The organism is Croceicoccus marinus (assembly GCF_001661675.2).
GTDB classification, from domain to species: Bacteria; Pseudomonadota; Alphaproteobacteria; order Sphingomonadales; family Sphingomonadaceae; genus Croceicoccus; species Croceicoccus marinus.
On record NZ_CP019603.1, the window covers coordinates 351,727 to 378,100 of the forward strand.

Consider the following 26,374-nt stretch of genomic DNA (forward strand, 5'->3'; position numbering starts at 1 on the left):
TGATTGCGGTCATAAGTGGGCGGGCGGAACACCAGCCCGCGTTCCTACAGTTCGGCCTGGGCGCGCGCCTCGTGCCGCAGCGCTGCTATGGCGCTGGGGCGTTCGCTGGCGCGGGCATGATGCGCCGCGATGGCGGGCAGGCAGGCCTGCCCGAAACCGAACCCGCCGAACCCCGCACCGCTGATGCGAAACCAGATCCATGACAGATAGGCATCGATGATCGACCAGCCTTCGTCCAGCACCCATTCGCGGCCGCGCAGCAGATCGTCGATCGGCTGCAATTGCGCCTGCAGCAACTCGGCGCCTTTGGCGCGGATCCCGTCTGCGTCGTCGGGGTTCGCCGTGGCGAACTGCGGAAGCACATAGCGCGACACCAGCGGATGCAGGTCGCTGGAACAGCGGAACAGCCAGCTCAGCACCTGCGCTTGGCGCAGCGGATCGTCCACGCGTGGCAGCAGTTTCGCTTCCGGGCGCGTCAGCGCGAGATAATGGAGGATCGCGCCATTCTGCACCAATATGCCGCCTTCGGTGACAAGGGCGGGCACCTTGCCCGACGGATTGATCGCCAGGAAATCGGGTGCGCGGTGCTCTGCGGCCAGGAACGCGATCAGCCGCGTGTCGAACGGTTTGCCGATTTCCTCAAGCGCGGTCAGCGACACCCGCGCGCAGGTCTGCGGCGCGAAGTAAAGCGTGGGGTTCATGGCCGGAACACGTCCAAGTCGTCGGCGATCATGAATACGCCGTCATAGGCTTCGCGGGCCTGCCGGTAATAGTCCAGATGCTCCGGCTCGGCGGCTTCCCTGCCGGCGAAATGGGTGACGACCACGGCCGGAACCCCCGCCCGCGCCGCCATTTCGCCCACGTCCCGCGCATCAAGGTGATGGGTGGCCAGATGCGACTGCATGGCCTTTGCCTGCGCGTCGGGCAGGCCGGGATTGGCCGCTAGCATGCGCGTGATGGTCAGCGGGATGTCCATCATCTCGGCCACCAGCAGATCGGCGCCCCTTGCCAGATCCTCGACCGCCGGGCTGGGCCCGGTGTCGCCGGTATAGACGATCGACTTGCCCGGTATGTCGAAGCGATAGGACAGCGACTGGAACCGCTTCGCAAGCTCGCTTTCCGGGGGGAAGCTGTAATGCGAATTGCCGCGCGCGGTGACGGTCATCTCGCCGATGGTCGCGCTCTCTCCGTCACGCAGTTCCACGACCTCGATCCCTGCGCGGTGGTCCGCTGGCGGCGCGCCCGCCACCCCGTAATTGGCGGTGGCACCCGGCACCATCGAGGCGAAAAGGCCATCGACCAGATCGCGCGTTCCGGGCGGGCCATAGATGGTCAGCGGGTCGCGGCCACTGGTCTGGAAACGCAGGCCCAGTATGGCGGCCAGCCCGCCGGTATGATCGAAATGCAGGTGCGAGATGAAGATCGCGTCGATCATCCGCGTCTGCACGCCGACCTTGCCGATCTGCATGGCGGTACCATCGCCGACGTCGACCAGATAATCCTGCCCGCCGAAACGCAGCAGGTTGGCCGGCTGCGAACGCGATGGATTGGTCACCGGCCCGCCCCCGGTGCCCAGCGTGATCCACTCTGCCGTGCCGTCGCCGCCAGCCTGTTGCGCCGTCGCGGGTGCGGCGGACACCAGCGCCGCGGCAAGCCCGGCGATGATCGCTGCCCGGCAGCGCGTCATCAGAACTCGTACCCCAGGCGCAGGCCATAGGTGCGCGGCGGTTCATAGACCGTCCCCGACACGTTGCCGGCCCCGACCTGGCGCAGCGTGGGCATCGCCTCGTCCGTGATGTTGCGGATGAACGCCGTGGCGCGCCACCCGCCGACCACGGGACGCAGCGTCAGCGATGCATCGAGCGTCAGGTCGTCGCCGCTATTGCTGGTCGGCAGATAGGCGAAGCCCACCACGCGGTTGCTGCGATACCGGCTGTCGAACGTGCCGGTCAGCTCAAGATCGCCCAGCGGGACGGTCTGCTCGATCCCCAGGTTCAACGTCCATTCCGGCGCGTTCAGCGCAGGCTTGCCCGAACAATCGATGTCGAACGAACGCTGCGGGCCCAGCACCTGCGTCGCGTCGCAGCCGGTGACCGGCGTCAGGAAGTTGGGCGGATCGGTCGCATCCGACAGATCGACCTGGTTGTACGAGAAGGAATCGTAGGTCGCGTCGAGATATTGCACATTGCCGCGCAGCAGCGTGTTCGGCGTGGCCAGGAACTGGAAGTCCATCTCGGCCCCGGTGATCGAGGATTCGCCGACATTGCGGGTATAGAACGAATTATTGCCCCGGCCATCGACGCCCAGCGCCGCAAGCTGCTGCCCGCGATATTCCCAATAGAACACCTCAAGGTTCATCTGCAGGCGATTGTCGAAGAAGCTGTTTTTCGATCCCAACGTCCATGCATCGATATATTCGGGCTCGTATTCCTCCTGCCCGACGGTGATGTTGAAGCCGCCTGCGCGAAAGCCGGTCTCGAAGCTGGCATAGACGAGGTTGTCGGGCGTGATGTCATATTCCGCCGCCAGCCTATAGGTCACTTCCTCGTCTCCGGAATCGCGGACGATGTCGGTCGGCGTGGCGATCAGCAGAGCCTGCGGCCCCGTCATGCCGAACGGGCCATAGGGAAAGGCCCCGGCAATCGGATCGGCATTCAGCGGCGAACCGGCGGGGAACAGGGCCGGGTCAAGCTGCTCCAGCGTGTCGCGCAAGGTCAGGCCGACCGGGAAGTTCGGCACCTGCGGGCAGCTGGGCGGACCGAAGGCCGGTTCGATCAGGCAGACGCCGGCCAGGGAATCCACCCGTGCATCGATCGACCGGGCTTCGTCGGTATAGCGCAGCCCGCCGACCAGGCGGAAATCTTCGGTGAGATTATAGGTCAGCCGTCCGAACACGGCCGTCGATTCCGTATCGGTATCGAACCGGTTGAACGACACGGTCGAGAACTGGTTGTACGAATTGAGCCCCGACACGGACTCGTCGAAATAATAGGCGCCGAGCAACCAGTCCAATTGTCCCAGGGCTCCGGATGCGCGCGCCTCGATGCTGAACTGCGTGGCCAGGTCCTGCTGGACCGCGCCGCGGAACGGCGCCCCGTTGAACTGGTTGTCGAGCCGGGATTCGCGATAGGCCGGAATGACGACGAGATCGAGGTCGCCCAGATCCAGGTTCACTTCGGCGTTCATGCCCCAGAACTCGTCATCGCGCGACGGATAGGCGTAGCCGGTCACCGGAGAATACAGCGGGGCGGCGGTGGCGGTATCGCGGATGAACTCGCCCGCCTGCGGCGTATGGATGCCCGTGAAGGGCTGCGACACATTGTCCGGCGCCGGCACGAAGTTCCAGTTCGGGATGGTGGCGCCGGGATTGAACGGCGAGAAGGCATAGACGCCGTCGACATTGACGCCGGGTCCGACGCCCTTGGTCGTGGAATAATCCGCAGACAGCCGGATATCGAGCGTGTCGCTGACCTCGAACAACAGCTGCCCGCGCAGCGCCAGATCGTCGGCATCGCCGGTTCCGTCGTCGTAAAAGCCGTCGCGCTCGCTCACCGTACCGGCAAGCCGCGCCGCGATGCGCTCTCCGATCGGAGCGTTGAGGACGGCGGTCAGCTGATAGGCGTCGTAATTGCCGTATTGTCCGCTGACCTCGCCGCCCAGCACGCCGAGTTCGGGCGTGTTGGGGATGACATTGACCGCGCCGCCGGTGGCGTTGCGGCCATAGAGCGTGCCTTGCGGCCCCTTCAGTACCTCCACCCGGTTGAGGTCGAGGAACGACGCGATGGTCGAGGACGGCCGCCCGATATAGACCCCGTCGATATTGAACGCGATCGCGGGATTGGTGTAGCCGTTATTGGTGAAATTGCCGACGCCGCGCACGAAATAGCCGGGGTTCGACCCGCCCCCGTTCACCACATAGAGCGACGGCGCGACGCGGTTCAGAGCGGTGGCATCGACGACACCGGCAAGCTCGAGCTGATCGCCGGTCGCGGCATTGATCGGAATGGCCGCGTCCTGCAGCGTTTCCTCTCGCCGCTGGGCGGTGACGGTAATGACGTTGAGGCCTGCTGGCCGCTGATCGGCGGCCCGATCACCGGCGGAATTGCCTGGCCCGGCGGCGTCCTGCGCCATGGCGGGCTGGCAAATCAGCGCCAGCGAAAGCGCAGTGCCGGCGAACAAATGCTTCTGCATCGTGAGATCCTTCCCAAAGCGGCCTTCTGTTGTGACCTTGCAGAGAGGCTGTCACGCGGACGACGATACGTCCAATTTTTTGTTTTTCTCGTTATGCATAGATGCTAGCAATCGTTGATGCGGCTCGACAATTTCGATCTCAACCTGCTGGTGGCTTTCAACGTGCTGATGGAGGAGCGCAGCGTGACGGCGGCTGCCCGGCGCATGAACATCACCCAGCCCGCGATGAGCGCGGCGCTTAAACGGCTGCGCGAATCCTTTCAGGACGAGCTGCTGGTGCAGAACGGGAAGAAGATGTTTCCCACTCCCCATGCGCTCGCGCTCGCGCCCGAGGTCGAAGCGACGCTGGTCAGGTTCCGCAGCCTGATCTCGACCGGAACCGTGTTCGATCCCGCTACCTCGAAGCGGCAGTTCAAGCTGGTCACTTCGGACTATATCACCACGGTGCTGCTGGTCCCGCTGATCCGGACATTGCACGAGGAAGCACCGGGCATCCGGCTGGACCTGTCGCTGCCCTCTCCGGAAAGCCCCGAGCTGATCGAAAGGGGCGAGGCAGACCTGGTGATTTCGCCCGAACGGTTCATGATCGGCAACCACCCGCGCGAAAAGATCTTCGAGGAGCGACTGGTGGTCGTCGGCTGCCGCTCCAACCCCGCGCTCGAAGGCAGCATGTCGGTGGAGCGCTTTCTGGGCTGCGGCCATGTCAGCACGCGCATTGCGGGCCGGGACACCTTTATTGAGGAAGCGCTGGGCAAGACCATAGGCGAACGCAGGGTGGAAGTGACCGCCCAGTCCTTCATCCAGGTGCCGTGGCTGCTTCGCAATACCAATCGCCTTGCCGTGATGCACGAACGGCTGGCCAAGGTATGCGCAGATCCGCTGTCGCTCCGCATCGCCGACCCCGACTTCGATCTGCCGGTCATGGCCGAAATGATGATGTATCACTCAACCCGGTCCAAGGACGAGGGGCTGGCCTGGCTGAGGCGCAAGCTGATCGAGGTTGCCCGTTCGTCCTCTTGATCCGCCAAGCGGAAGGCAACCCTATCGCGCGCCGCCGAAACGGTAATGCCGCGGATAAAGCGGATCGCCGCTGTCGGACGGCGTGCCGGGACGCTGCCTTTCGACCGAGGCCATCGAGGACGGCAGTTCGAAGGGCAGCCGCCCCTCCGGACCGATTTTCCCGGTCAGGACATCCAGAAACGCATCGTCATTCGCGCCGAAACCCGCGATCAGCACGTTGGCGCGCTGCCGGAACGGCGTCAGAATCGCCGGCCGGTCCAGCTGCACCTCGACCACCAGCGGCAGCCCGGCAGGCAGTCCGTCGACGAACTTCACCGGTTCGGAACCCGGCGCGAAGGCAAGGCTGCCTTCCTGCTGCATCGATCCGAACATGTAGTTGGGATGCAGGGTTTCGAACGGCGAAACCGTGCGCATTACCGCCAGCTCTGCCTCCGCGGGATCGCTCACCGGGACCAGGCCCGCAGCGCGTGCGGCATCCGCGTCCACGCCGTGCAGCAGCACCCTGGTGCCCGGCGCGGCGGGAAGGCGCCCGTCATTCTCCAGCAGCACCATCGAGCGCGCCTGCACCGAACGGCCCCACGCGATGTCGCTCTCGCTGCCCACCAGCGCCGCGACGCCGGTTTCGTCGACGAAGGGATGTTCGTATTGCCCCATCGCGAAATCCACCAGCATGACCCGCCGCACCGCGCGGTCCAGCAGTTCCTCGCCGATCAAGCCGCTGCGAACGGCCTCGACGATGGGGGCGGCATCTTCCAGCCCGCCGAACTGGTCGACGCCGGCGTTCATCGCCTTGGCCACGCGCTGCGCCTTGGTCAGATCCTCGACCCCCCACGCGGTCGATACGCCCTGAAAGCTGGGGCGGGTACCCGCGGGGAAGCCGTTCATGCAGATGTCGCCGCAATCCTCGATGATGGCCCAGTCCGACAGCACCAGCCCGTCGAACCCGAGCTGGCTGCGCAGTACCCCGCCGATGACATCGCGGTTGAAGGCCGCGCCGACCTGTTCGGTTTCGCGGCCATCGAATTCCAGCCCCTGCAGCACCGAATAGGAAGGCATCACGCCAGCCGCCCCGGCATCGATCGCGCCCTCGAACGGTCGGACGTGCTGGGCGAATTCTTGCGCGTCCACGCGTGAGAAACGCCCATAGCGATTATGCGCGTCCAGCCCGTCGACGGCGGCGCTGTACCCGGCGAAATGCTTGATGACAGCGGCCACGCCGTTCGGCTGCAGCCCGTCGCTCCCGCCCTGCAGGCCGGTCACGAATGCCGCCGCCATGCGCGCGGCCAATGCGGGATCGTCGCCATAGGTTTCGAAGAAGCGCGGCCAGCGCGGTTCGGTGGCCAGGTCGATCTGCGGCCCCAGCAGCATCGAAATGCCGACCGCGCGCAGGTCGCGCCGGACCAGATCGGCCTGACGCCTGACCAGATCATCGTCCCCCAGCGCCGCGAAGCCCGGCGAATTGGGCCACACGCTGAAGGAACCGGCCGCGAAACTGGCACCGATCAGGCCGGTGTAGCTGTGGCGCGAATTGCTGGACAGCACCAGTGGAATGCCCAGCCTGCCGGTTTCGGCCACGCCCTGCGCCTCGTTATTGGCGCGGGCCAGCGTGGCGGCATCGGCGGAAAGCCGGATGTTGAGATGGGTTGCGTGCCGGTTCGATATCGTCTGCGCCAGAGCGCCAAGGTCGTGCCCGGTCGCCTGCTGCCCGTATTCCGCATTCGGATTGAGGCCCGGCACGATCAGCTGGCCCGCCTTCTCCTCAAGCGTCATGCGCCCGATCAGATCGGCAGCGCGCCGTTCGGGCGAAAGGCGCCAGTCCTCGTAGGCGGTAAGCGAGCCGCTGCGATCGAGATCGCGGAACCGCAGCCCGTCGAACTCGATGATCGGGATCGATCCGGTGGTCAGTTCGGGCTGACCGGCACCTGCCATGGGCGCCAGCGGCGCATCCTGCATGGACGGAGCGCACGACGCCAGTGCGAGCGCCGCGACCGCTCCGTAAAGCGCATTTGTCCTGCGATTGGTCATGACTGTATTTCCGCTCCCTGCGGTGGATGCCCGCATTATCTATCCCGCGATTCGGTGCCGCTCATCGGCCGAAGAAAACCGACAGCAGATGAGCCAGGCTCCGGCATGCGCCCCCGCAAGCGGACCGAACCGCTCGCGAAGGCGCCATGCCGCGTGCCCAGCCTCAATATTCCGCGCTGAGCGAAATGCCGACCGAACGGACCGAATCCAGCCCGAAGCGCTGGTTGTAGGTCACGACGCCGTCATTGTTCTCACCGGAATCGGTGGCGATGCTGACGGGGATATGCTCGTTCGTGCAGTTCTTGCAGAACACGCTTGCCCGCACCCGGTCGTTTATATTGACGCCGCCGCTGAAGCCGAACGTGTCGACCGCGCCATAGTTCGCCAGCGGGACCTGGTTGATCTGGTACTGGACGCTGGAGCGGTGATACCAGTTACCCTCGATGAACGGGACCACGTCGCCGCTTACAGGGAACTCGTAGATCGCCTGCACCGTCGCCGTCAGATCGGGCGACAGCGGCAGGGTGTTGCCACCCGCATCGAAGGTGCCATCGACCGCGCAGGACGGATCGGGCTGGCCCAGATAGCATTGCGCGCCGGGGAAGCTGTCGAATTCCGCATCGAGGAAAGTCGCCGCGCCATTGATGCTCAGCCCGTCGAAGGGGCGGGCGCCCAGCGTCACCTCGACGCCCTGCGTCGTCACCTTGGCAGCGTTCTGCACGACATAGGTCAGCAGTTCCTGGTCGAACGCCTGCACCTGGAAATCGTCGAACTTGGTGCGGAATGCCGACACGTTGAAGGTCACCGCACCGTCCAGAAGCGTGGTCTTCACGCCGATTTCGAACGCGTCGGAGGTTTCGGGATCGATCGGCTGCACCTGCGCCACCCCGTTGGCGTCGGCGATCGCGGTGGTGTTGAACCCCGGACCCTTGTAGCCGCGGCCATAGAAGCCATAGAGCATGATGTTGCGCGTCGGCTCGTACTGGCCGCCGATCTTCCAGCTGAAGTTGGTGTTGCTGGTCTCGCCCGTATAGACGCCGGGAAGAACGCCAAGATTGATAAACGCGTCGATCTGGCCCTGGTCGACTTCCAGCTCCACCTCGTCGCGGGTGACGCGGCCGCCAGCGAACACTTCCAGCCCGTCGGCCAGTTCATAGTTCAGCTGGCCGAAACCGGCATAGCTGGTGGTATCTTGCGTCGCGAAATAGGACCGGCCCAGGAAATAGTCGTTGCTGACCGAGCAATTGGGCGGACCGCCCGGCGCAACCTCTGCGCCCACGCAGAACGGAAAGCTGGGCAGCAGGAAGCTGGGGAAGCCCGCGTTTCCGAACAGCGCGTTGCTGGTGTCGAGCTTGGAACGGAAATAATACAGGCCGACTTGCCCGCTCAGCCGCTCGCCCGAGGGGAGCGACAGGCGAAGCTCGTTCGAGAACTGGTCATAGGCAGTGTCGGAATAGTTGGTGTTCACCTCGGCCGTGGGAACCAGGTCGACGTCCAGGTTCTGCTGGGTATCGAAATAGCGCCATGCAAAGACGTTCGAAATCTCGAAGCCCGAACCGAATTCATAGCTGACCGTCGCCTGCGCGCCGCCGATGTCGGAATCGACGAAGAACCCCCCGTCGGCGGTATTCAGGAAATTGTCGGGTCCGGGCACGGCGCCGGCATCCAGCACCAGCTGCTCGCGCGCACTGCCCTCGCCGAATTGCAGATAGGTGTTGCCGAAGCGGTTGAGCCCGGTCCGCAGCTCGTTGTAATCGCCGATCACATAGATCGAGAGGCCGCCGTCGCTCTCGTAAAGATACTTCGCCTTGAGCTGGATGTTGCGGTTCGCATCGTAATTCTTGTTCGGAACATCGACGAAGGGAACCGTGCCGCCCTCAAACGGAACGAGCCGCGTGACGGGCGATTCCTGATAGGCATAGAGCGCATTGAGGCGCAGCGCCGAATTGGCCGAAACGGGGATGTTCAGGACCTGCTTGGCGATGATGCCCGGCGCGTTGCGATCCGCACCCGGCGTCGCGCGGTTCGAGATCTCGATGTCGGTGCTGCCCGACATTGCGCCGATCTCGGGCCTGGCGGTGACGATGTTCAGCAAACCGGCCGAGGCATTCTTGCCGAACAACAGGCCCTGCGGCCCGTTCAGCACCTCGACGCGGGCGACGTCGTACAGCAGCGGCGTGCCCAGATCGGGGCGGCCCAGGTTCACCTCGTCCAGCGCGAGCGCGACACTGGTGTCGATCGTGTTGGCAAAGGCCAGGGTGCCCACGCCGCGAACCGCGAAATTATTGTCCGCACCGACCTGAAGGCTGGGCGCCGCCGCGGCGATGCCGCTCAGATCGTTGATCTGCCGCGATTCAAGCGCCTCTTCGGTCACCGCGGTCAGGCTGACAGGCACGTCCTGCAGGTTCTCGGCCCGGCGCTGCGCGGTCACGATGATGGTTCCGGCGGGAGCAACCTCTTCTCCGGTCTGTCCGGTCGTATCCTGCGCGAATGCGGGGTTCGCTGCCGCGCCGGCGGCCAATGCGGCCACGAAAAGCGCCAGGCGCGAAGCGGAATGTGCGTAATGTCGTTCGGTCACAGCTCATCTCTCCCTGTGTTGCCCGTAAGCCCCAATCGATTTCTATCTGACCGGGTAGTGGAATTGGCCTTACCGCATCCGACCAATCTATCAAAAACTATTCGATTGATGGAGTTCGATCATTAAGATTGATGGTATGCGCGGTTCCCGCCCGGTATTGGCAGGGCTTCTGCACGCAACCGTCATGGAAACATCCCTGCGCTGACCGCTGCACACACAGACGGCTATCTTTATCGTCAACAATATCGCCAACAAGATTGCTTGCGACTTTTTGGTTGTGCGGCGCCAGGTTTTGGCCTTCCCTGATGATCACCGGCACAGATCGGCAGGATAGGGAGGTGAGAGCGATGACGAAGGCAAACTCGGGTCTGGCAAACTGCATCGGACGTCTGGCGGTGGGTGTATCGCTGGCGGCGCTGGCATTCCCTCACGCGGCACAGGCGCAGACCGCCGACGATCCCGCCCCCGCTTCTGACGAGCCGGTGCAAGCGCTTCCATCCAGCGAAATCGTCGTCACCGGCAGCCGGGTCAGCAATGGCGCCCCCGTCGGAGCCACCGCGATCGTGATCGGGCGCGACGACATCACCGATTCCGGCGCCGTCACCATCGACCGCGTGATCAAGGAACTGCCCCAGAACTTCGACCTTGGCGTGTCCGAGAATTCGCGCGGACAGGCAGGCGGTTCGGGCAATATCGTCTATGGCAACACGGTGAACCTGCGCGGCATCGGCCCCTATGCCACGCTGGTGCTGATCGACGGGCACCGGGTGGTCAACAACGGCCGCTCAACCGATCCGTCGGTCCTGCCGACCCTGGGTGTCGAGCGGGTCGAGGTGGTCGCCAATGGCGCATCGGCGATCTATGGCTCCGACGCGGTGGCGGGCGTCGTCAACCTGCTCCCCCGCCGCAACCTCGACGGCGTGGAGGCATTTGCCCGCTATGGCGCGTCGGAGGATGGCGCTTTCGACGAATGGTCGGCCGGCGCGGCGCTGGGCAAGGTGTTCGACCGGGGCCAGGTCATGGTCGCCTATGAACATGTCTACCGCTCCAACCTCAGCGGAGACGACCGCGACTTCTTCACATCGGACCAGCGGCCATTCGGCGGCAACGATTATCGCATCACCGGATGCGCGCCGGGCAACCTCAGCTATGGCGGCAACACCTATGCATTGCCGGATCGCTATACGCAGGGCAATGCGGGGGACATCACCGCGGGCACGGTCAATCTGTGCGACAGCAATCCGGGGCAGGACCTGTTCCCGCAGCAGCAATATAATTCCGTCAACGCGACCGGCAGCTACGAGCTGACCGACTGGCTGGAATTCTCGGTCGACGGTTTCTATTCCAAGCGCAAGTTCCGGCGGATCGGTTCGGTCATCAACACGCGGCTGACGGTGCCGTCCAGCAATGCGTTCTTCGTGACGCCGCCCGGCTTCACCGGCGACAGCTACACCATCGACTACAGCTTCATCAACGACGTGCCGCCCACGCAGACGACGGGCTTCGCCGAAAGCTGGCAGGTCGCTCCCGAACTGCGGGTGCAGCTGCCGTTCGACTGGGAACTGAACACGCTGGTCAGCTATGGCGAGACCAGCGACTTCTCGGGCGGATACGACGGGCTGAACCGCGGTGCGCTGACCGCCGCGCTGGCCAGCAGCGATCCGGAAACGGCGCTCGATCCCTATGGGTTGGGGCGCACCAGCCAGTCGGTGCTGGACGGGCTGTTCGACCAGATCTTCCTTGCCCCCACCAAGGGCCAGCTGACATTCTACGAAGCGTCGGCCAATGGCCCTCTGTTCGCCCTGCCCGCCGGCGACATCATGCTGGCGGCAGGCTACGAACGGCAGGAGTTCGACGCGCAGCTGGGCCTTGCGCGCGGCAATCCCGACACGCCGATCACTTTTCGCGAATTCGACCGCAAGGTCGACAGCTTCTATGGCGAGATGCTGATCCCGATCTTCGGCCCGGCCAATGCAATCCCCGGCTTCCAGCAGCTGAAAATCACCGCCGCGGTCCGCCACGACAGCTATAGCGATGCGGGCAAGACGACCAATCCGCAATTCGGCATCGACTGGCGGCCGGTCGACATGCTGACCCTGCGCGGCAGCTATGGCACGTCGTTCCGCGCGCCGACGATCCCCGAGATCTATGGCAACAGCTCGGCGCTGTTCGGGCAGAGCTATCAGAACCCCGATGGCGGCCCGCCGCTGCTGGGCTTCGCGCAATCTGGCGCCAATACCGACCTCGGCCCCGAAACCGCAACCACCTGGTCGGTCGGCGCGGACCTCGACCCGCTGGACAATCTGCGGCTGTCGGTCACCTATTTCGACGTCGCCTATGACAACCAGGTATCCGCCAACCTGTCCAACCTGGCCATCCTGGCGTCGGAGGATCAATATGCCGGTACCGGCGTGATCCTGCGCGGACAGGATGCACGCGACCGGGTGCAGGCACTGATCGACCAGGGCTATGCGGTGCTGAACCAGCCGATCCCCGGCGGCGACATCGAGAATGTCGAGCTGTTCATCGACGGGCGCAGCCTGAACCTGGGCAAGTCGATCACGCGCGGCATCGATTTCAACATGCGCTATCTGATGGAGCTGGGCGTGGACGACCGGCTGACGCTAAGCGCATCGGGCACCTATCTTACCGAATACAAGGTCGCGGTCGCACCCGCCGCCGATCTGCTGGACCAGCGCAACCTGATCTTCCAGCCGCTGAAGTTCAAGGCGCGGGTCGCCGCGAACTGGGACCACGGCCCGATGTCGGTACGCGTCGCCGCGACTCATGTGGGCGGCTATCAGAACATCGCGATCACCCCGTCGGAAAAGGTCGGCTCGTTCACGCCGGTCGATCTGGCGGTCACCTGGCGAGTGGGCGACAGCTTCCCCGCCGGGCCGATGGAAGGGCTGGAACTGATCGGCGAGGTTCGCAACCTGTTCGACCAGGACCCGCCCTATGTGAACATCGCGCCGGGCCCGAACGGCAGCGGCGGCTATGACGCCAGCGCGGCCAATCCGATCGGCCGGCAGTTCGCGATCGGCGCGCGGATCAGCTTCTGATGCCTGGGCGGCGGCGGGCGCGACCGCCGCCGCTTCAGGCGCTTTCGCGCGCGATGATGCGAAAGCCCACGTCGATCGAATTATGCGGTATGTCCTCGCCCGCCCCGTGGCGGCGCACGAGGGCCATCACCTCGCGCGCGATGCGCGAGCTGTCGACGTCGACGGTGGTGATGGTGGGCCGCATCTCACCCGCGATCGGGCTGTTGCCAAAGCCCATCACCGCCAGATCGTCGGGCACGTTAAGCCCGGCTGCCTCGGCCTCGACGATGATGCCCTGCGCCAGATAGTCCGATCCGCACAGTACGACATCGGGCATCGGGTCCAGCCGGCGCAGCTCGGCAAAAGCGCGGCGCGCGTGGCCAAAGCGCGATGGGATATCGACCAGCGTGCCGTGCGGCTCCTCGCCGGTGCCAATCGCCTGCCATTCCTCGATGAAGCTGTCGCGCCTCAGCCGTGCGCGCCCGCCGTCGGCAGTCACCAGGAACGGCCGCCGATACCCGCGCGAGGCGACGAAGCGCGCCAGGTCGCGGCCCGCGTCGCGGTGGGAAAAGCCGATGGCCATGCCGACCGGGTTTTCGGGCAATTCCCAGACCTGGATGAACAGCGTCCGGCTGCGCCGGATGCAATCGGTCATGTCCTCGCCGATCGGCCCGGTGGAGATGATCGCGTCGACCCTGCGCGCCAGCGCCGCGCGGATCAGGTCGTTGGTCCGCGCCGGCGAGGTTCCGGTCAGTCCCAGCATCACATTGCTGCCGCTGGCAGTCAGATCCTCGGTCATGCGTTCGATGATGTCGTTGAACAGCGAATCCGTCAGATGCGGGATCAGCACCGCGACCATGCGGCTCTTGCTCGACGCCAGGCCGCCCGCCAGCGCGTTGGGGATATAGCCGACCCGCTGGACCGCCTCGCGGATACGCTCTCCGGTCGCTTCGGCCACGATCTTGGGATTGTTGAGAAACCGACTGACCGTCGCCGAGGACACGCCCGCGCGCTGCGCCACGTCGTCCAGCGTGGGCACGCGGTCCGCCTGTGCGGTCCTGTCCAGTTCGTCTTTCATGCCCATCTATTGCCCTAGCATCCGGGCAAGGGCAATGACCACCAAGGTGAAGGCCGGCAAGGTCAAGGCCGGCTAGGTGAAAGCCAGCGGCACCGACAGGGCGCCGATTTCGGGCCAGCGCGTGGGCATGACAGGTCCCGACACCTCGAAGCCGTTGGTGGCCGCCAGCAATTCCTCAAGCGCGACGCGCAGTTCCATGCGCGCGATATGCACGCCCGGACAATTATGCGGTCCGCGTCCGAACGCCAGATGGTCCGCGATATTGGGCCGGTCCAGCACGAAGCGGTCGCCGTCGGGGAACACGGCCTCGTCCCGATTGGCCGAGGCATAGAGCATCGCCACCGCTTCGCCTTCGCAGATGGTGCGTCCGCCGATCTCGACATCGCGGGTCGGCGTGCGCGCAAAACCGCGATAGGGCGAATAGAGCCGCAGGAATTCCTCGACCGCCGCGGGGATCAGTGAAGGATCCTCGCGCAGGCGGGTCTGCAGGTCGCGGTCGCGCGACAGATGGACGCAGATCGATCCGACCATCACCATCGGCGCGACCATGCCGACCACCAGCACCTGCCGCACGGTGCCGACGATCATCTCGTCGTCCAGCGGCTCGCCGTCGACGCGCGCTGCCAGCAGCGCGCTTGTCGGGTCGATGGCCGGGTCATGCGGATCGGCCTTGCGGCGGGCGATCAGGTCGCGCGCCATGTCATACAGGGCCAGGCTGGTTTCCTTCATCGCCTCTGGCCTGGTGGAATGCACCGCCAGGATAAACGCGCGCCCGGCATCGTGCAGCGTGTCCAGCCAGTCGGCGGGAACGCGCATCCATTCGCCGAAGACGTGGACGGGCAGATAGCTGGAAAATTCGGCGCAGATGTCGCCGCCGCCATTGGCCACCATTGGCGCCAGCAATTCACGCGACAGCTCACGCGTGCGCGGCGCCAGCGCCTCGGACTTCTCAAGCGAAAGCAGCGGGTTGAGCGCGCGTCGATAGGGCGTGTGTTCGGGCGGATCGAGGTGCAGGGGCGGACGCCGCCCGGTAAAGGCCACCTTGGGGATCACGTTCTGGACGGTGGTGGTGAAGGTCCGCGGATCGGCAGCAGCCTTCGCCACATCCTCATAGCGGGTGAGCGCCCAGAAGCCGCCCAGCCGATCGGTATGCGCGACCGGACATTGCGCCCGCAACCGCGCGTAATCACGATGCGCGCTGTCGAAATCCTCCGGCAGATCGGGGTCGAAGTCTCTGTCGGGGTTACTTGCGTTCATGTTTCTTCCGCATATCGATGGGCAGCATAGCCTGGCTTGGTGCCGTGATAAGCATGCCTCTTGGGTCATGCAAGGGCTTTCATGATTATGCTTGCATCAGGGACGACCACATAGTCGGCACCGAAAGGCGGCCGTCGCCGCACTTCGACCGTTGCTGTCGCAGAACGAAGCTGAAACTACTCTCATATATTTCTATATAACAGCGCGTTATTGCGGAAAATAGGACGGCGTTCTTGACATCCAATCGTTCGTCCTGTCCTTCAGCCCTATCTCAAGGGCTGCATAAAGGACACCCGAAAACCACGCCTGAGACCAATAATGAAAGCCCTTGCAATACCGCACGGTCAACGCTTATCTCGCGTCATGACCGCCGGATATTCTCAGGCCAGCACTTCCTCGTGGATCAGCGACAGCACGCCCAGGCCCGCGCCGATATGCGATTGCATCTCCGCGCTGGCGCGGACCGGGTCATTCGCCATGATGGCATCCAGCACGCGGTGATGGTCGGCATTGGCCGCCTTCAGCCGCTCGCTGCTGTAGAAGCTTTCGAACATCAACCGGTGGATAGGCACGTGCAGCCGCTCCAGCAGGCTGGCGGCGATCTCGTTGCCTGCGCCCTCGATCAGCTTGCGGTGCCACATCATGTTAAGCCGGCCGAACTGCTCGGGCATCCGCTCCTCGACACACGCATCGAGCTGGCGCTGGATCTCGACCAGCTCGCTGCGCTGGGCCGCGCTGGCATTGGTGATGAACTGGGCGGCGCACAGCCCTTCCAGCGCGGCGCGGCATTGATAGATCTGCCGCACCTCGTCGATCCCGGCATCACGGACCGAGGCGCCGTGATATTCCTCGATCTCGACCAGCCCTTCCACTTCCAGCCGCTGGAACGCCTCGCGCACCTTGGCCCGGCTTGCCCCGGTCTGGCGGATGATCTCCACCTCGACCAGACGCTGACCGGGGACCATCCGCCCGCGCCTGATACGCTCGCGGATGAAGTCGGCAACCTGCAGCGCATTGGGCGCCTTGCCGTTCGAACCCAGCGACAATTCCATGCAATCTCTTCCATTTACCAGCGGACGGATTGTTGACGATATTATTTATGATAAAGCGGTTGCAAGCGAAATCGGCAATCGCGATGGTCGATCCAAAGGATAGACGGGAGAGCATCGATGCGTATCACAGGCGCCGCCCGCGCGGCCGTACTCGCCCTATCGGTCAGCGCCTGCGCTCCGGCATCGCTTCCCGCCGGATCGGCCGCGCCTGTCCCCGCCGCGCAGGCCGAAAGCGCCCCTTTTCCGGATGCGGTTCGCACTTCGCTCTATGTTCCGGTGCGTGACGGAACGCGGCTGGCGGTCAATATCTACCGCCCCTCGCATGGCGACACGCCCGCTGCCGAAAGACTGCCCGGCATCTTCGTCGCCACGCCCTATCGCGCCCGCTTCCGCAACGAGGATGGCGAGATCGTCGAACTGGCCGCCGACGACCGGCTGGCGCTGCAGACCTTGCTCAAGGCCGGCTATGTCGTCGCCGTCGCCGACATCCGCGGCAAGGGCGCGTCCTTCGGCACCAGGCGCGGCTTCCAGGACCGGACCGAGGCGATGGACAGCCGCGATCTGATCGAGTGGCTGGCCCGGCAGGATTACACCACCGGCAGGATCGGCATGGTCGGCTGCTCCTATCTGGGCGGCACCGCGTTCCAGGCCGCGACCGCCGCGCCGCCATCGCTCAAGGCGGTGTTCGTGGGCTCGTCCGATCTCGACAAATACAGCTTCGTCCGGCGCGGCGGCATCACCGCCCAGTTCAACACCCGCCCCGACGAACCGCTGGAGGTCGATCTTGCCAGCATCCCGGTCGATGGCGATACCGACGGATCGCAATTGAACGCGGCAGTGGCGCAGCATGCGGGCAATACGCCGATGGGCGCGCTGTGGTACGGCATGCCGTACCGCGACAGCGTGTCGGAATTCACCGGCAACCGCTTCTGGGACGAGGTCGCGGTCTACAGCAAGCTGGACGCGATCCGTAAAGCCGGGATCGCCACCTATTTCTGGGGCAACTGGCACGACGAACCCACCGCCCAGACGATCCTGAGCGCGGCCAACATGCCGGACTCGAAGCTGCTGGTCGGGCCGGGCGACCACTGCGTCCCGCCGCCGGGCTTCGCTTTTGCCGAAGAAATCCGCCGCTTCTTCGATCACCACCTGAAAGGCATCGACGACGGGATCACCCGCGACCCGCGCGCGAAATTCATGGTCGAGGGAGCGGGCTGGATGCAGTCCGACCTGCTGCCCGGCGAGTTCGCCAGCGCCGTGCCGTTCTATCTGGCAGGCGGCAAGTCGGGCACCGCCGGATCGGTCAACGACGGCACCCTGCTGGCCAGCCCCGGCGCGGCGGGCAGCGACCGCTTCACCGTCGACTACGACGTGACGGGCGGCGAATATTTTGCCTTCTGGGCCGCACCGATGGACGAACACGGGCTCAGCTATACCGCGGCGCCTTTGGATGCGCCGATGACGCTGGTGGGCTATCCGGTGGTGCATGCCACGGTTTCGTCCAGCACGCCCGACGCCAATGTATTCGTCTATCTCGACCAGGTCGATCCGTCCGGCAAGGCAGAGGTGATCTCCTTCGGCCGGCTTGCCCTGTCGCACCGCAAGACCGCCGACGCGCCGTTCGAGACGATGGGCCTGCCCTGGCATTCGGGGCTGGAGGCCGATGTCGCGCCGCTGCCCCCGGGGCAAAGGGCCGACCTTGCCATCGACCTCACCCCGGTATCGCGCGTCGTCCCTGCCGGGCACCGCCTGCGCGTCACCATCACCGGTGCCGATCCGCGCCAGCGCAACCTTTCCGACATCCGGCAGGACCCCGCCCCGGTGCTGACCGTGTGGCGCGGCGGCGATGCCGGATCCGCCCGTATCGAACTGCCCGTCGCAAAACCCGGCGCGATGGAGCCGCTGGATTGACCGCCGGACCCGCCCCCTCTTCCTTGCGCGAACCGATCCGCATCGTCGTCACCGGCGATCTGGTGCTGGACGAGCCCGATGCCGATCACTGGCTATCGGGCATTGCCCCCGCCCTGCGCGCCGCTGACCTCGCCATCGGCCACCTGGAAGTCCCGCATGCCATCGGCGGGGAGGAACTGGCAGGCGACGTCCCCGCGCCCGCAGCGCCGCCCGGGAACTTGGCCGCCCTTGCGCGCGCCGGGTTCGGCATGGTCAGCCTTGCGGGCAACCATATCGCCGATTGCGGCGCGCGCGGCATTGCCGAAACACGCGCGGGCCTTGCCGCGCAGCACATCGCCTTTACCGGCGCGGGCGCCGATCTGGCCGAAGCACGCGAGCCCGCCATCGCCGAGGTCAAGGGCTGGCGCGTCGGCCTGCTCAGCTATAATTGCGTGGGGCCGGAAGCGGCGTGGGCGACCGAGAGCCGCGCGGGCTGCAACTATCTGCGCGTCGATACCGCCGACGGATCGCCCATCGCGCCCGCCGCGCCGCTGGCGCATGTGCCCGGCGCCGCGCTCGACCGGCTGACGCGGGACATCGCCGCCCTGCGCGCGCGCGCCGACATCGTGCTGGTCGCGCTGCACAAGGGCAAGGTCCACACCCCAGCGCTGGTCGAACCCTATGAGCGGGCGCTGGCCGATGCCGCGATGGAGGCAGGCGCCGACGCAGTGCTGGGCCACCACGCCCATATCGTGCGCGGCATCGCCTTTGCGGGGCACCGCCCCGTCTTCCACGGGCTGGGCAATGGCTGCGTCGTGACCAGCGCGCTCAGCCCCGCGCAGGATCACCCCGCGCGCCGCGAATGGGCCGAGCGGCGCAAGCAGATGTTCGGCTTCGAGCCCGACCCCGCCTTCACGCTCGCGCCGTTCCACCCGCAGGCGGTCAACGCCTTCATGGGCGAGCTGGTGTTCGCGGGCGATGCGCCCGTCCGTACCTCTGTGATTGCGGTGCGGGTCGAACCGCCCGGCCGCCCCGTTCTGGCGGACGAACCCGACCGCGAACAGATCTTCCGCTATGTCGAGGCGATTACCCGGCACGCCTCGCTGCCCCCCATCGCCATCGGTGCGGACGGCAGGGTCGCCCCGGCATGAAGCGCGCCCTCATCTGGCTCGGCTGGGCGGGCGGGATCGGCCTGCTGCTGGCCACCGCCGTCGACACGGCGGGCGTCATCGGCCGCCACGTCGGCCTGCCCGTGCACGGATCGATAGAACTGATCCAGCCCGCGATCCTGCTGGCGGGCGTGGCGGGGCTGCTTGCCGCGACCTGGACACGCTCGCACGCCAAGGTCCATTTGGTGATCGACCGGCTGGGCGAGCGCGGCCGCCGCCGGGCGGGCCGTTTCGCCGACATGGCCGCTCTGCTGTTCTTCGCCGGGCTGCTGGTCGGCAGCGCCTGGCTGCAGATCGACATGTGGGACAGCCACGAACGCAGCGAACTGGTCGGCGTGCCCTGGGCCGCGATGCGGATGCTGACAAGCGCGGGGCTGTTTGCCATCACCTGCCTGCTCGCCTGGCGCATGGTCAGGAGGGAGCCATGATGTTCGCCAATGCGGCGACCGGCCTGATCGGCGTGGTCCTGCTGTTCGCGCTGCTGGTCGCGGGGCTGCCGATCGGCGCGGCGCTGGGGCTGGTGGGGCTGGGCGGGCTGATGCTGATCCTTGGCATCGAACCCGCGCTGATCAAGTCGGGCGTGATCGCCATCGACACGCTGACACGGTACGAGCTTGGCACGCTGCCCTTGTTCATCCTGATGGCGCAATTGTTCTTCGCCGCCAATGCCAGCCGCGACCTGTTCGATGCCGCCGCCAGCTTCATGGGGCACCGCCGCGGCGGGCTGGCCTATGCCGCGGTAGGGGGCTGCGCGGGTTTCGGCGCGATCAACGGGTCCAGCCTGGCCACCGCCGCCACCATCGGCATGGTCGCCCTGCCGGAAATGAGGAAGCGCGGCTATTCCGACGCGCTGGCCACCGGCACGGTCGCGGCGGGCGGCACGCTGGGGCAGATGATCCCGCCGTCGGGCGCGCTGATCGTGTTCGGGATCATCGCCGAACAATCGATCGGCGCCCTGTTCACCGCCGCCATCGTGCCGGGCATAACCCAGATGCTGTTCTATGCGCTGGTGATCTGGCTGCTGGTCCTTTTCCGCCCCTCCATCGCGCCGCGCAGCGACCGCGCCGGATGGGGTGAGCGGATGCGCGCGCTGTCGCGCATCATCGACATGCTGGCGCTGATCGCACTGGTCATCGGCGGCATCGCGCTGGGCTGGATGAGCCCGACCGAGGCCGCTTCGATCGGCGTGTCGGGCGCGCTGCTGATTTCGGCGCTGCGCCGCCGCCTGTCGCTGCCCATGCTTCAACACGCCTTTGGCGAGACGCTGCGAACCAGCGGCATGATCCTGCTGGTGGTGATCGGGGCACTGGTCTTCTCGGTCTTCGTCAGCGTCACCGGGCTGGCCGATGCGCTGGGCACGCTGGTCACCGCGTTCGACCTGGGACCCGTTGCCACCCTGCTGCTGGTCGCGCTGCTGCTGCTGCTGCTGGGCTCGGTGCTCGACGGGCTGGCGCTGATGCTGCTGACCACGCCGATCCTGCTGCCCATCGTGCAGCAGGTGGGCATGTCGCCAATCTGGTTCGGCATCTTCATCTGCCGCGCGATGGAGATCGGCTTCGTCCACCCGCCGCTGGGCATGAACCTCTATGTCATCCAGGGCGTGGCCAAGGACGTGCCGATCACCCGCATCTTCAAGGGCGTGACCCCCTTCCTGCTCAGCGATCTGCTGCATCTGCTGCTGCTGATCCTGTTCCCCGCCATGGCCTTGTGGCTGCCGACGATACTGGAATGAAGCCTATGATCGCCTCTGTCGGGCCGGTGCTGCCCCTTCCCCTGCTTCGCGCGACGGGCCGCTATCGCGGCGCGCTGGGCTGGAATGTCGAGCGGGAGATGCCCTTTGCCGACCGCTGGCTGGAATCGAAGTTCCCCCGCTGGGCCTTCTCGATCCTCGAAGATTGGGGCGCGGGACGGTTCGACGATCTGGAGACGGTCGTGTTCTCGCGCGCGGACGATGGGGCGCAGCGGCTGTATTACTATGTCTGCGAATTGCAGCGACGCGGCGTGATGGGCGGGCCGCTGCCGCTGATCTGCGACGTCACGCTGATCCCCCGTCCGCACGGCCAGGCGCACCTGGAAGCCGCGCTGGCACGGCTGGCGGACCGGCTGGACGTGGGCAGGGACGCGCTGGCGCGTGCTCTGGACGAAGCCGCCTTGGGCGCACCCATGCCCCCGGAAGGGAACGGCCCGCTGTGCCTGCTGGCCGGAACCCCGCCGCCCGACCGCCGCCTGCACGATGCGGCGGCGCAGGCGGGCTGGCGCATGCACGGACCCACGCTGACCGAAAGCTGGAACGACATGGCTGCGATCCCGCCGGAGCCGGGCGAGAGTCCCTTTGCCGCGCTGGCCCGCGCGATGCGCGCGACCACCGCCGCCAGCCGCGGCTTCCGCGACCGCAACGCCGCGCTCGCCGCCGAGGTCGGGCAGACCGGCGCCAGCGCCGCGGTGCTATGGTTCACCGAAGAGGACGAGGCCCGCATCTGGGACCTGCCCGGACAGAAGCGCGTGCTGGAGGAGCTGGGCGTGCCGGTGCTTGCGCTGACCCGCCGCGACTGGGCGGCACGCAACGGCGCGGGCCGCGAAATTACGCAGTTCCTGAAGGAGACAGCCGCATGAAACCGCTGGCCGGACACCGCCTTGCCATGCTGGGCGCGATGCGGGACCGCCCGCTCGCCCGCTATCTGCTGTCGATGGGGGCAGAGCCTTGCGAACGGGTGGAGGATGCCTCGTTCGTGATCGACGACCTGGGACTTGCCGAAACGCGCGAGCTGCCGATCCCGGCCAGCGCGGTCCATGTCTCGGTCACCCCGTTCGGATCGGGCGGCCCGCTGTCGCAGTGGAAGGGCGGAGAGCTGGTCGCATCCGCCATGGGCGGCGCGCTGCGCGTGACGGGCGAGCCGGGCCTGCCGCCGGTCAAGGAAGCGCTCGACGCGTGCACGTTCCATGCCGACATGGTGGCGGCCTGCGGCGCGATGGCGGCACATTATGCGCGTGGAAACGGCAAGTTCGGGCACGGAAGGGGCCAGCATGTCGACGTGTCGATCCAGCAGGTCGCCTTCAGCCGCAATTTCAACGGCGTGCTGGTCTGGCAGTTCGACCGGCGCAAGCTGGAACGAGTCGGCGGATCGCTCGCCTATGGCAAGGCCAAGGTGCGCGCGATCTGGACGCTGGCCGACGGCTGGTGCTTCCATTCGCTGATGACGGGCCGGCTGGGCGCACCCGCGAACCAGGCCCTCTCTGACTGGATGGACGATGCCGGCATGCCCAACCCGCTGGCGGGTACCGACTGGCTATCCTATAATCGATCGACCCTGCCCGCCGAAACGCGCGCGGTATGGGAAGCCGCCATCGCGGCGTTCTTCGCCAGCCGGACCAAGGCTGAGATTGCCGACGAGGGGCACCGGCGCGGCATCAATGCCTGCGTCGTGAACGAACCGGCGGACGTGCTGGCCGATCGGCACCTGGCCGCGCGCGGTTTCTTCGATACTCCCAGCGGTCTGCCCGAACGCTTTGCCGCTCTGCGAGAGGGCGAGGCGAAAGCGCTACCGAATCCAGCCGTTCATGCGGGCGAGCGGCCCGGCCCGCTGTCGGGCGTCAGGGTGCTGGATTTTGCCTGGGCGCTGGTCGGATCGATCACCACCAAGACGCTGGGCGACCTGGGGGCCGAGATCGTGAAGATCGAAAGCCGCACTCGCCCCGATCTCGCCCGGCTGGACGTCCAGGTGTCGGCGTCGGAACATGGCAATCTGGACGACAAGCCATGGTTCGCCCATCTCAACAGTTCCAAGCGCAGCCTGTCGCTCGACATGAAGAACCCGCGTGCGCGCGAGATCCTGGACCCGCTCATCGACTGGGCCGATGTGGTGGTGGAGAATTTCTCGCCCGGCACCATGGGCAAGCTGGGGCTGGATTACGACACGCTGGCACGGCGCAATCCCGGCATCGTGATGGTATCGGGCAGCGTGTTCGGCCAAACCGGGCCGATGGCGCAGGAATGGGGCGTCGACGGCACCGGCGGCGCGCTGTCGGGGCGGACCTTCCTGACCGGCTATCCCGGCCGCGATCCGGTGATCCCCGGCGCGGTGCCCTATGGCGATGTCATCGTGCCCTTCGTGATGGCCGCCGGTGTCGCGGCCGGGCTGCAGCACCGGCGCGACACCGGGCGCGGCTGCCACATCGATGCATCGATGTACGAGATCTGCGTCCAGCAGATGCGCCCCAGCCTGGCCGCCGCGCTGGCCGGGCAGCGTCCGCAGCGCATGGGCAATGCCGATCCGCAGGTGCATTTCCAAGACGTGTTCCCCGCCGCGGGCGAGGATCGCTGGGTCGCCATCAGCGCGTTCACTGCCGATGAATACGAAAAGCTAATCGCCATTACCGGCAGCGACATCTCCGCCTGGACCGCCGCCCGCGAGGATCGCGCCATCGCGCGGGAGCTTCAGGCCGCAGGTCTGGCCTGCGGCGTGGTGCAGGATGCCGAGGACATGATCGATCACGACCCGCAGCTTGCCGAAAGGGGCGCGCTGGTCATGCTGGACCATCCGCTGCTGGGCCCGTTCGGCCATATCGCCACGCCGATCCGCTTTTCGCACGATGGCTTCGAACCATTCCGCGCCCCGCGCATGGGCGAGCATTGCCGCGAAATCGCGCATGACATCTGCGGCCTGTCCGATGCCGCCATCGACGATCTGACCCAGGCCGGAGTCTTCCAATGACCAGAGCGCCCTCAACAACAGGCACCGGCCAGCGCATGCGCAAGACACTGGCCTGCACGGCCGAGGCCGCCGCCTATCAGAAGGCCTATGGCATGGACCTGCGCCGCCGCGTGGTGGACGAAGGCGAGCCCTTTGCCATCGTGCAGGCCGACACCCCGCACGAGATATTCCACGCAATGGACATACCGATCATCACCAACCAATGGTGGTCGGCCTATATCTCGGCCAAGCAGCTGTCGGGCCATTATTTCGAGGTTCTGGGGGACAAGGGCTATCCCGGCAACAGCTGCAAATATTGCTCGCTTGGCTTTGCCTGCACTTTGGCGAACGATCCCGAAACCGCGCCCTGGGGCGGCTTGCCGCGACCCACGGTGCTGGTCGCGCGGCTGACCTGCGACTGCATCCAGCATGTCTTCGGCCAGTGGGCCGAGGCGATGGATACCGAGTTCTTCCCGATGGAAGCCCCCGCGTGGGAGCACAAGGACCCGCGCTGGTTCGAGAATGCGCTGGACGACTGGGAGGAAGTCTATGGCCCCGCGCGCATCGACCTGATGGTCGCGGAAATGCGCGAGCTGATCGCCCTTCTGGAACAGCGCACCGGACGGCGTTTCGACGAGGAGAAGTTCCGGCACCTGATGGAACAGATCAACGTGCAGGAAGGCTATATCTGGGAAGCGAACCAGGCGCTGGCCAAGGCGCGCCCCTGCCCCGTGTCGATCGGCGAGCAGATGTCGAACACCATGATCCCCCAGTGGCACCGCGGATCCGACTGGGCGGTCGCGCATGCCAGGAAGTTCCGCGACGAGGTGATGGAGCGCATCGCGCAGGGCGAAGGCGCCGCGCAGGACGAGCGCGTCCGCCTGATGTGGATCGGCGCGGGGCTGTGGCACGATCCCGGCTTCTACCAGGCGCTGGAGGAGAAGATCGGCGCGGTCTTCGTCTGGTCGATGTACATGCCCTTTGCGGGGCCGCAATATATCCGCGCGCTGAAAGGCAGGCCGATGGAAGCGCTGGCCAGCCGGATCTGTTCGATGAACGAGGTGCTGCACCTGCCCCCCTGGATGAACGGCTGGATGGGGAACGAGGCGCAGCGCTGCGGCATCGATGCCGCGCTGGTGCTGCTGCCGCCCGACAACCGCCTGTCGCAATCGGGCACCAGGATGACCGCGCATACGCTGGAGGAAGCCGGCGTGCCGGTGCTGATGCTGGATGCCGACATGGTCGATGCCGCCAACTGGGACCATGACCGCATGGTGACGCTGGTGTGCGACTTCCTGAAGGAGAAGAGGCTGGCATGACCGCCGCGCGCGCAGTTTTCGGCAGGTGGGCCGCCATCGTGCTGCTGGCGCTGGCCGGGCTGCTGGCGGGCTGCGCACAGCCTGCCCCGCCGGGAGTGACGGTGCTGACCTATGCCAGCCCATACGGCCCCGGCCACCCGTTCAGCCGCGCCGACCAGGAGTGGATCGACTGGGTGGAGAAGGAATCGGGCGGCAGCATCCAAATTCGCCCGAACTGGTCGGGCCAGCTGCTGTCCAGCGACATGTCGCTTGAGGAATTGCGCCACGGGGTCGCCGACATTGGCCTCATCACCCCGATCTATTCGCGCGGGGGAACGCATCTGACCCGCATCCAGACGGGTTTCTATTCGGGCGCGGACACCATGCCGCAGCAGCTGGCGCTGTATCGCTGCATGCTGGAAAGCAGTCCGCAATTGAGAGCCGAGATCGCCGGGCTGAAGGTGCTGGCCGTGCAGGGCGGGCCGACCGTGGGCATCGTGACGCGCGACCGCAGGCTGTCCAGCCTGGACGATCTGCAGGGCCTGCGCCTGCGCGCCCCGACAGAACTGCTGACCGTGCTGGGCACCCTGGGCGCGGACCCCGTCAACATGCCAATGGGAGAGGTCTATTCCGCGCTGGCCAAGGGGGTGATCGACGGGGTGATCGCGCCTGCCGACACGTTCCGGTCGCTGCATTTCGCCGAGGTGACGGGCCATTTCAACACGCTGGTGATCCCGCGCGGCGCCTATCCCGCGCGCGCCATGGGGCAGGAACGCTGGGACCGGCTGACGCCCGAACACCAGGCGCTGCTGGAACGGGGCATCGCGGTCTGGGAAGCGGCGATGATGACCGAGCTCGAGACCGCCTGGCAGCAGGGATATGACGAGGCCGTGGCGCAGGGGATCGAGATCAGGGGCATGTCGCGGTCCGAACAGGCGCGCTTCGACGCGCTCTACCTTGCCGATGCGGAGCGCAATGCGCAGGCGCTGGGCCGCTTCGGCATCGATGGCGAGGCGGTGTTCCGCACCGCCCGAAGCAGCCTGCGCGAAGACGGCGCAATCTCATGCAACGAGGAGTGAGAACG

At 66.1% G+C, this 26,374-nt stretch carries 18 protein-coding genes; 10 read left to right on the top strand and 8 right to left on the bottom strand.

Annotation, left to right across the window (positions count from 1 at the left end; genetic code table 11):
• Positions 1 to 44: 44 nt before the first annotated feature.
• From A9D14_RS15870 to A9D14_RS15880, 3 genes are read right to left on the bottom strand one after another with little or no spacing between them, the layout of a single operon-like run.
• The gene (locus tag A9D14_RS15870; RefSeq protein WP_066850088.1) at positions 45 to 701 is read right to left on the bottom strand and encodes a glutathione S-transferase family protein; all 657 of its coding nucleotides are present in this window, start codon (positions 699 to 701) and stop codon (positions 45 to 47) included.
• The gene (locus A9D14_RS15875) at positions 698 to 1,687 is read right to left on the bottom strand and encodes an MBL fold metallo-hydrolase (protein ID WP_066850093.1); all 990 of its coding nucleotides are present in this window, start codon (positions 1,685 to 1,687) and stop codon (positions 698 to 700) included. The genes A9D14_RS15870 and A9D14_RS15875 overlap by 4 nt, the downstream gene beginning before the upstream one ends.
• Positions 1,687 to 4,191 carry a TonB-dependent receptor gene (locus tag A9D14_RS15880; RefSeq protein WP_066850094.1) on the bottom strand — a complete coding sequence of 835 codons (2,505 nt, stop codon included), beginning with the start codon at positions 4,189 to 4,191 and terminating at the stop codon, positions 1,687 to 1,689. The genes A9D14_RS15875 and A9D14_RS15880 overlap by 1 nt, the downstream gene beginning before the upstream one ends.
• Positions 4,192 to 4,308: 117 nt before the next feature.
• On the opposite strand from A9D14_RS15880, the gene A9D14_RS15885 reads away from it, so the two are divergent.
• Positions 4,309 to 5,211, top strand: coding sequence for a LysR family transcriptional regulator (locus A9D14_RS15885; protein ID WP_066850103.1), 903 nt, complete (start codon positions 4,309 to 4,311; stop codon positions 5,209 to 5,211).
• A 21-nt stretch (positions 5,212 to 5,232) separates the two neighbouring features.
• On the opposite strand, the gene A9D14_RS15890 is transcribed toward A9D14_RS15885, so the two are convergent.
• Together A9D14_RS15890 and A9D14_RS15895 are read right to left on the bottom strand one after the other, a co-directional pair.
• Entirely contained in the window at positions 5,233 to 7,236 is a 2,004-nt protein-coding gene (locus A9D14_RS15890; RefSeq protein ID WP_087910589.1) for a glycoside hydrolase family 3 protein, read from the bottom strand.
• 163 nt (positions 7,237 to 7,399) lie between these two features.
• Positions 7,400 to 9,814, bottom strand: a complete 2,415-nt coding sequence (locus A9D14_RS15895) for a TonB-dependent receptor (RefSeq protein ID WP_232469118.1) — start codon at positions 9,812 to 9,814, stop codon at positions 7,400 to 7,402.
• Positions 9,815 to 10,161: 347 nt separating this feature from the next.
• Here A9D14_RS15895 and A9D14_RS15900 point away from each other — a divergent pair, with 347 nt between their 5' ends.
• Entirely contained in the window at positions 10,162 to 12,876 is a 2,715-nt protein-coding gene (locus tag A9D14_RS15900) for a TonB-dependent receptor plug domain-containing protein (protein WP_066850109.1), read from the top strand.
• A 34-nt stretch (positions 12,877 to 12,910) separates the two neighbouring features.
• Here the strand turns inward: A9D14_RS15900 and A9D14_RS15905 are convergent, their stop codons facing one another.
• The 3 genes from A9D14_RS15905 to A9D14_RS15915 all read right to left on the bottom strand — a co-directional run bounded on the left by A9D14_RS15905 (position 12,911) and on the right by A9D14_RS15915 (position 16,242).
• Positions 12,911 to 13,933, bottom strand: a complete 1,023-nt coding sequence (locus tag A9D14_RS15905; RefSeq protein ID WP_066850685.1) for a LacI family DNA-binding transcriptional regulator — start codon at positions 13,931 to 13,933, stop codon at positions 12,911 to 12,913.
• Positions 13,934 to 14,005: 72 nt separating this feature from the next.
• Positions 14,006 to 15,190 carry a cytochrome P450 gene (locus A9D14_RS15910; protein ID WP_066850112.1) on the bottom strand — a complete coding sequence of 395 codons (1,185 nt, stop codon included), beginning with the start codon at positions 15,188 to 15,190 and terminating at the stop codon, positions 14,006 to 14,008.
• A 380-nt stretch (positions 15,191 to 15,570) separates the two neighbouring features.
• Positions 15,571 to 16,242 carry a GntR family transcriptional regulator gene (locus tag A9D14_RS15915; protein ID WP_066850114.1) on the bottom strand — a complete coding sequence of 224 codons (672 nt, stop codon included), beginning with the start codon at positions 16,240 to 16,242 and terminating at the stop codon, positions 15,571 to 15,573.
• Between the two features lie 117 nt (positions 16,243 to 16,359).
• Here A9D14_RS15915 and A9D14_RS15920 point away from each other — a divergent pair, with 117 nt between their 5' ends.
• The 8 genes from A9D14_RS15920 to A9D14_RS15955 are packed head-to-tail and all read left to right on the top strand — an operon-like array spanning position 16,360 to position 26,369.
• The gene (locus A9D14_RS15920; RefSeq protein ID WP_083988124.1) at positions 16,360 to 18,153 is read left to right on the top strand and encodes a CocE/NonD family hydrolase; all 1,794 of its coding nucleotides are present in this window, start codon (positions 16,360 to 16,362) and stop codon (positions 18,151 to 18,153) included.
• Positions 18,150 to 19,283: a CapA family protein gene (locus A9D14_RS15925; protein WP_232469120.1), complete on the top strand. Its 1,134-nt coding sequence runs from the start codon at positions 18,150 to 18,152 to the stop codon at positions 19,281 to 19,283. The genes A9D14_RS15920 and A9D14_RS15925 overlap by 4 nt, the downstream gene beginning before the upstream one ends.
• A complete protein-coding gene (locus A9D14_RS15930) occupies positions 19,280 to 19,729 on the top strand; it encodes a TRAP transporter small permease subunit (protein WP_066850120.1) in 450 nt (149 codons plus the stop codon). Before A9D14_RS15925 ends, A9D14_RS15930 begins: the two co-directional genes overlap by 4 nt.
• The gene (locus A9D14_RS15935) at positions 19,726 to 21,033 is read left to right on the top strand and encodes a TRAP transporter large permease (protein WP_232469122.1); all 1,308 of its coding nucleotides are present in this window, start codon (positions 19,726 to 19,728) and stop codon (positions 21,031 to 21,033) included. Before A9D14_RS15930 ends, A9D14_RS15935 begins: the two co-directional genes overlap by 4 nt.
• Complete coding sequence (locus tag A9D14_RS15940; RefSeq protein ID WP_232469124.1) at positions 21,030 to 21,914, top strand: hypothetical protein; 885 nt, start codon at positions 21,030 to 21,032, stop codon at positions 21,912 to 21,914. The genes A9D14_RS15935 and A9D14_RS15940 overlap by 4 nt, the downstream gene beginning before the upstream one ends.
• Positions 21,911 to 24,013, top strand: coding sequence for a CaiB/BaiF CoA-transferase family protein (locus A9D14_RS15945; RefSeq protein WP_066850126.1), 2,103 nt, complete (start codon positions 21,911 to 21,913; stop codon positions 24,011 to 24,013). Before A9D14_RS15940 ends, A9D14_RS15945 begins: the two co-directional genes overlap by 4 nt.
• Positions 24,010 to 25,311, top strand: coding sequence for a 2-hydroxyacyl-CoA dehydratase subunit D (locus tag A9D14_RS15950; protein WP_066850129.1), 1,302 nt, complete (start codon positions 24,010 to 24,012; stop codon positions 25,309 to 25,311). The genes A9D14_RS15945 and A9D14_RS15950 overlap by 4 nt, the downstream gene beginning before the upstream one ends.
• Positions 25,308 to 26,369, top strand: a complete 1,062-nt coding sequence (locus A9D14_RS15955; protein ID WP_066850131.1) for a TRAP transporter substrate-binding protein — start codon at positions 25,308 to 25,310, stop codon at positions 26,367 to 26,369. Before A9D14_RS15950 ends, A9D14_RS15955 begins: the two co-directional genes overlap by 4 nt.
• Positions 26,370 to 26,374: the final 5 nt, after the last annotated feature.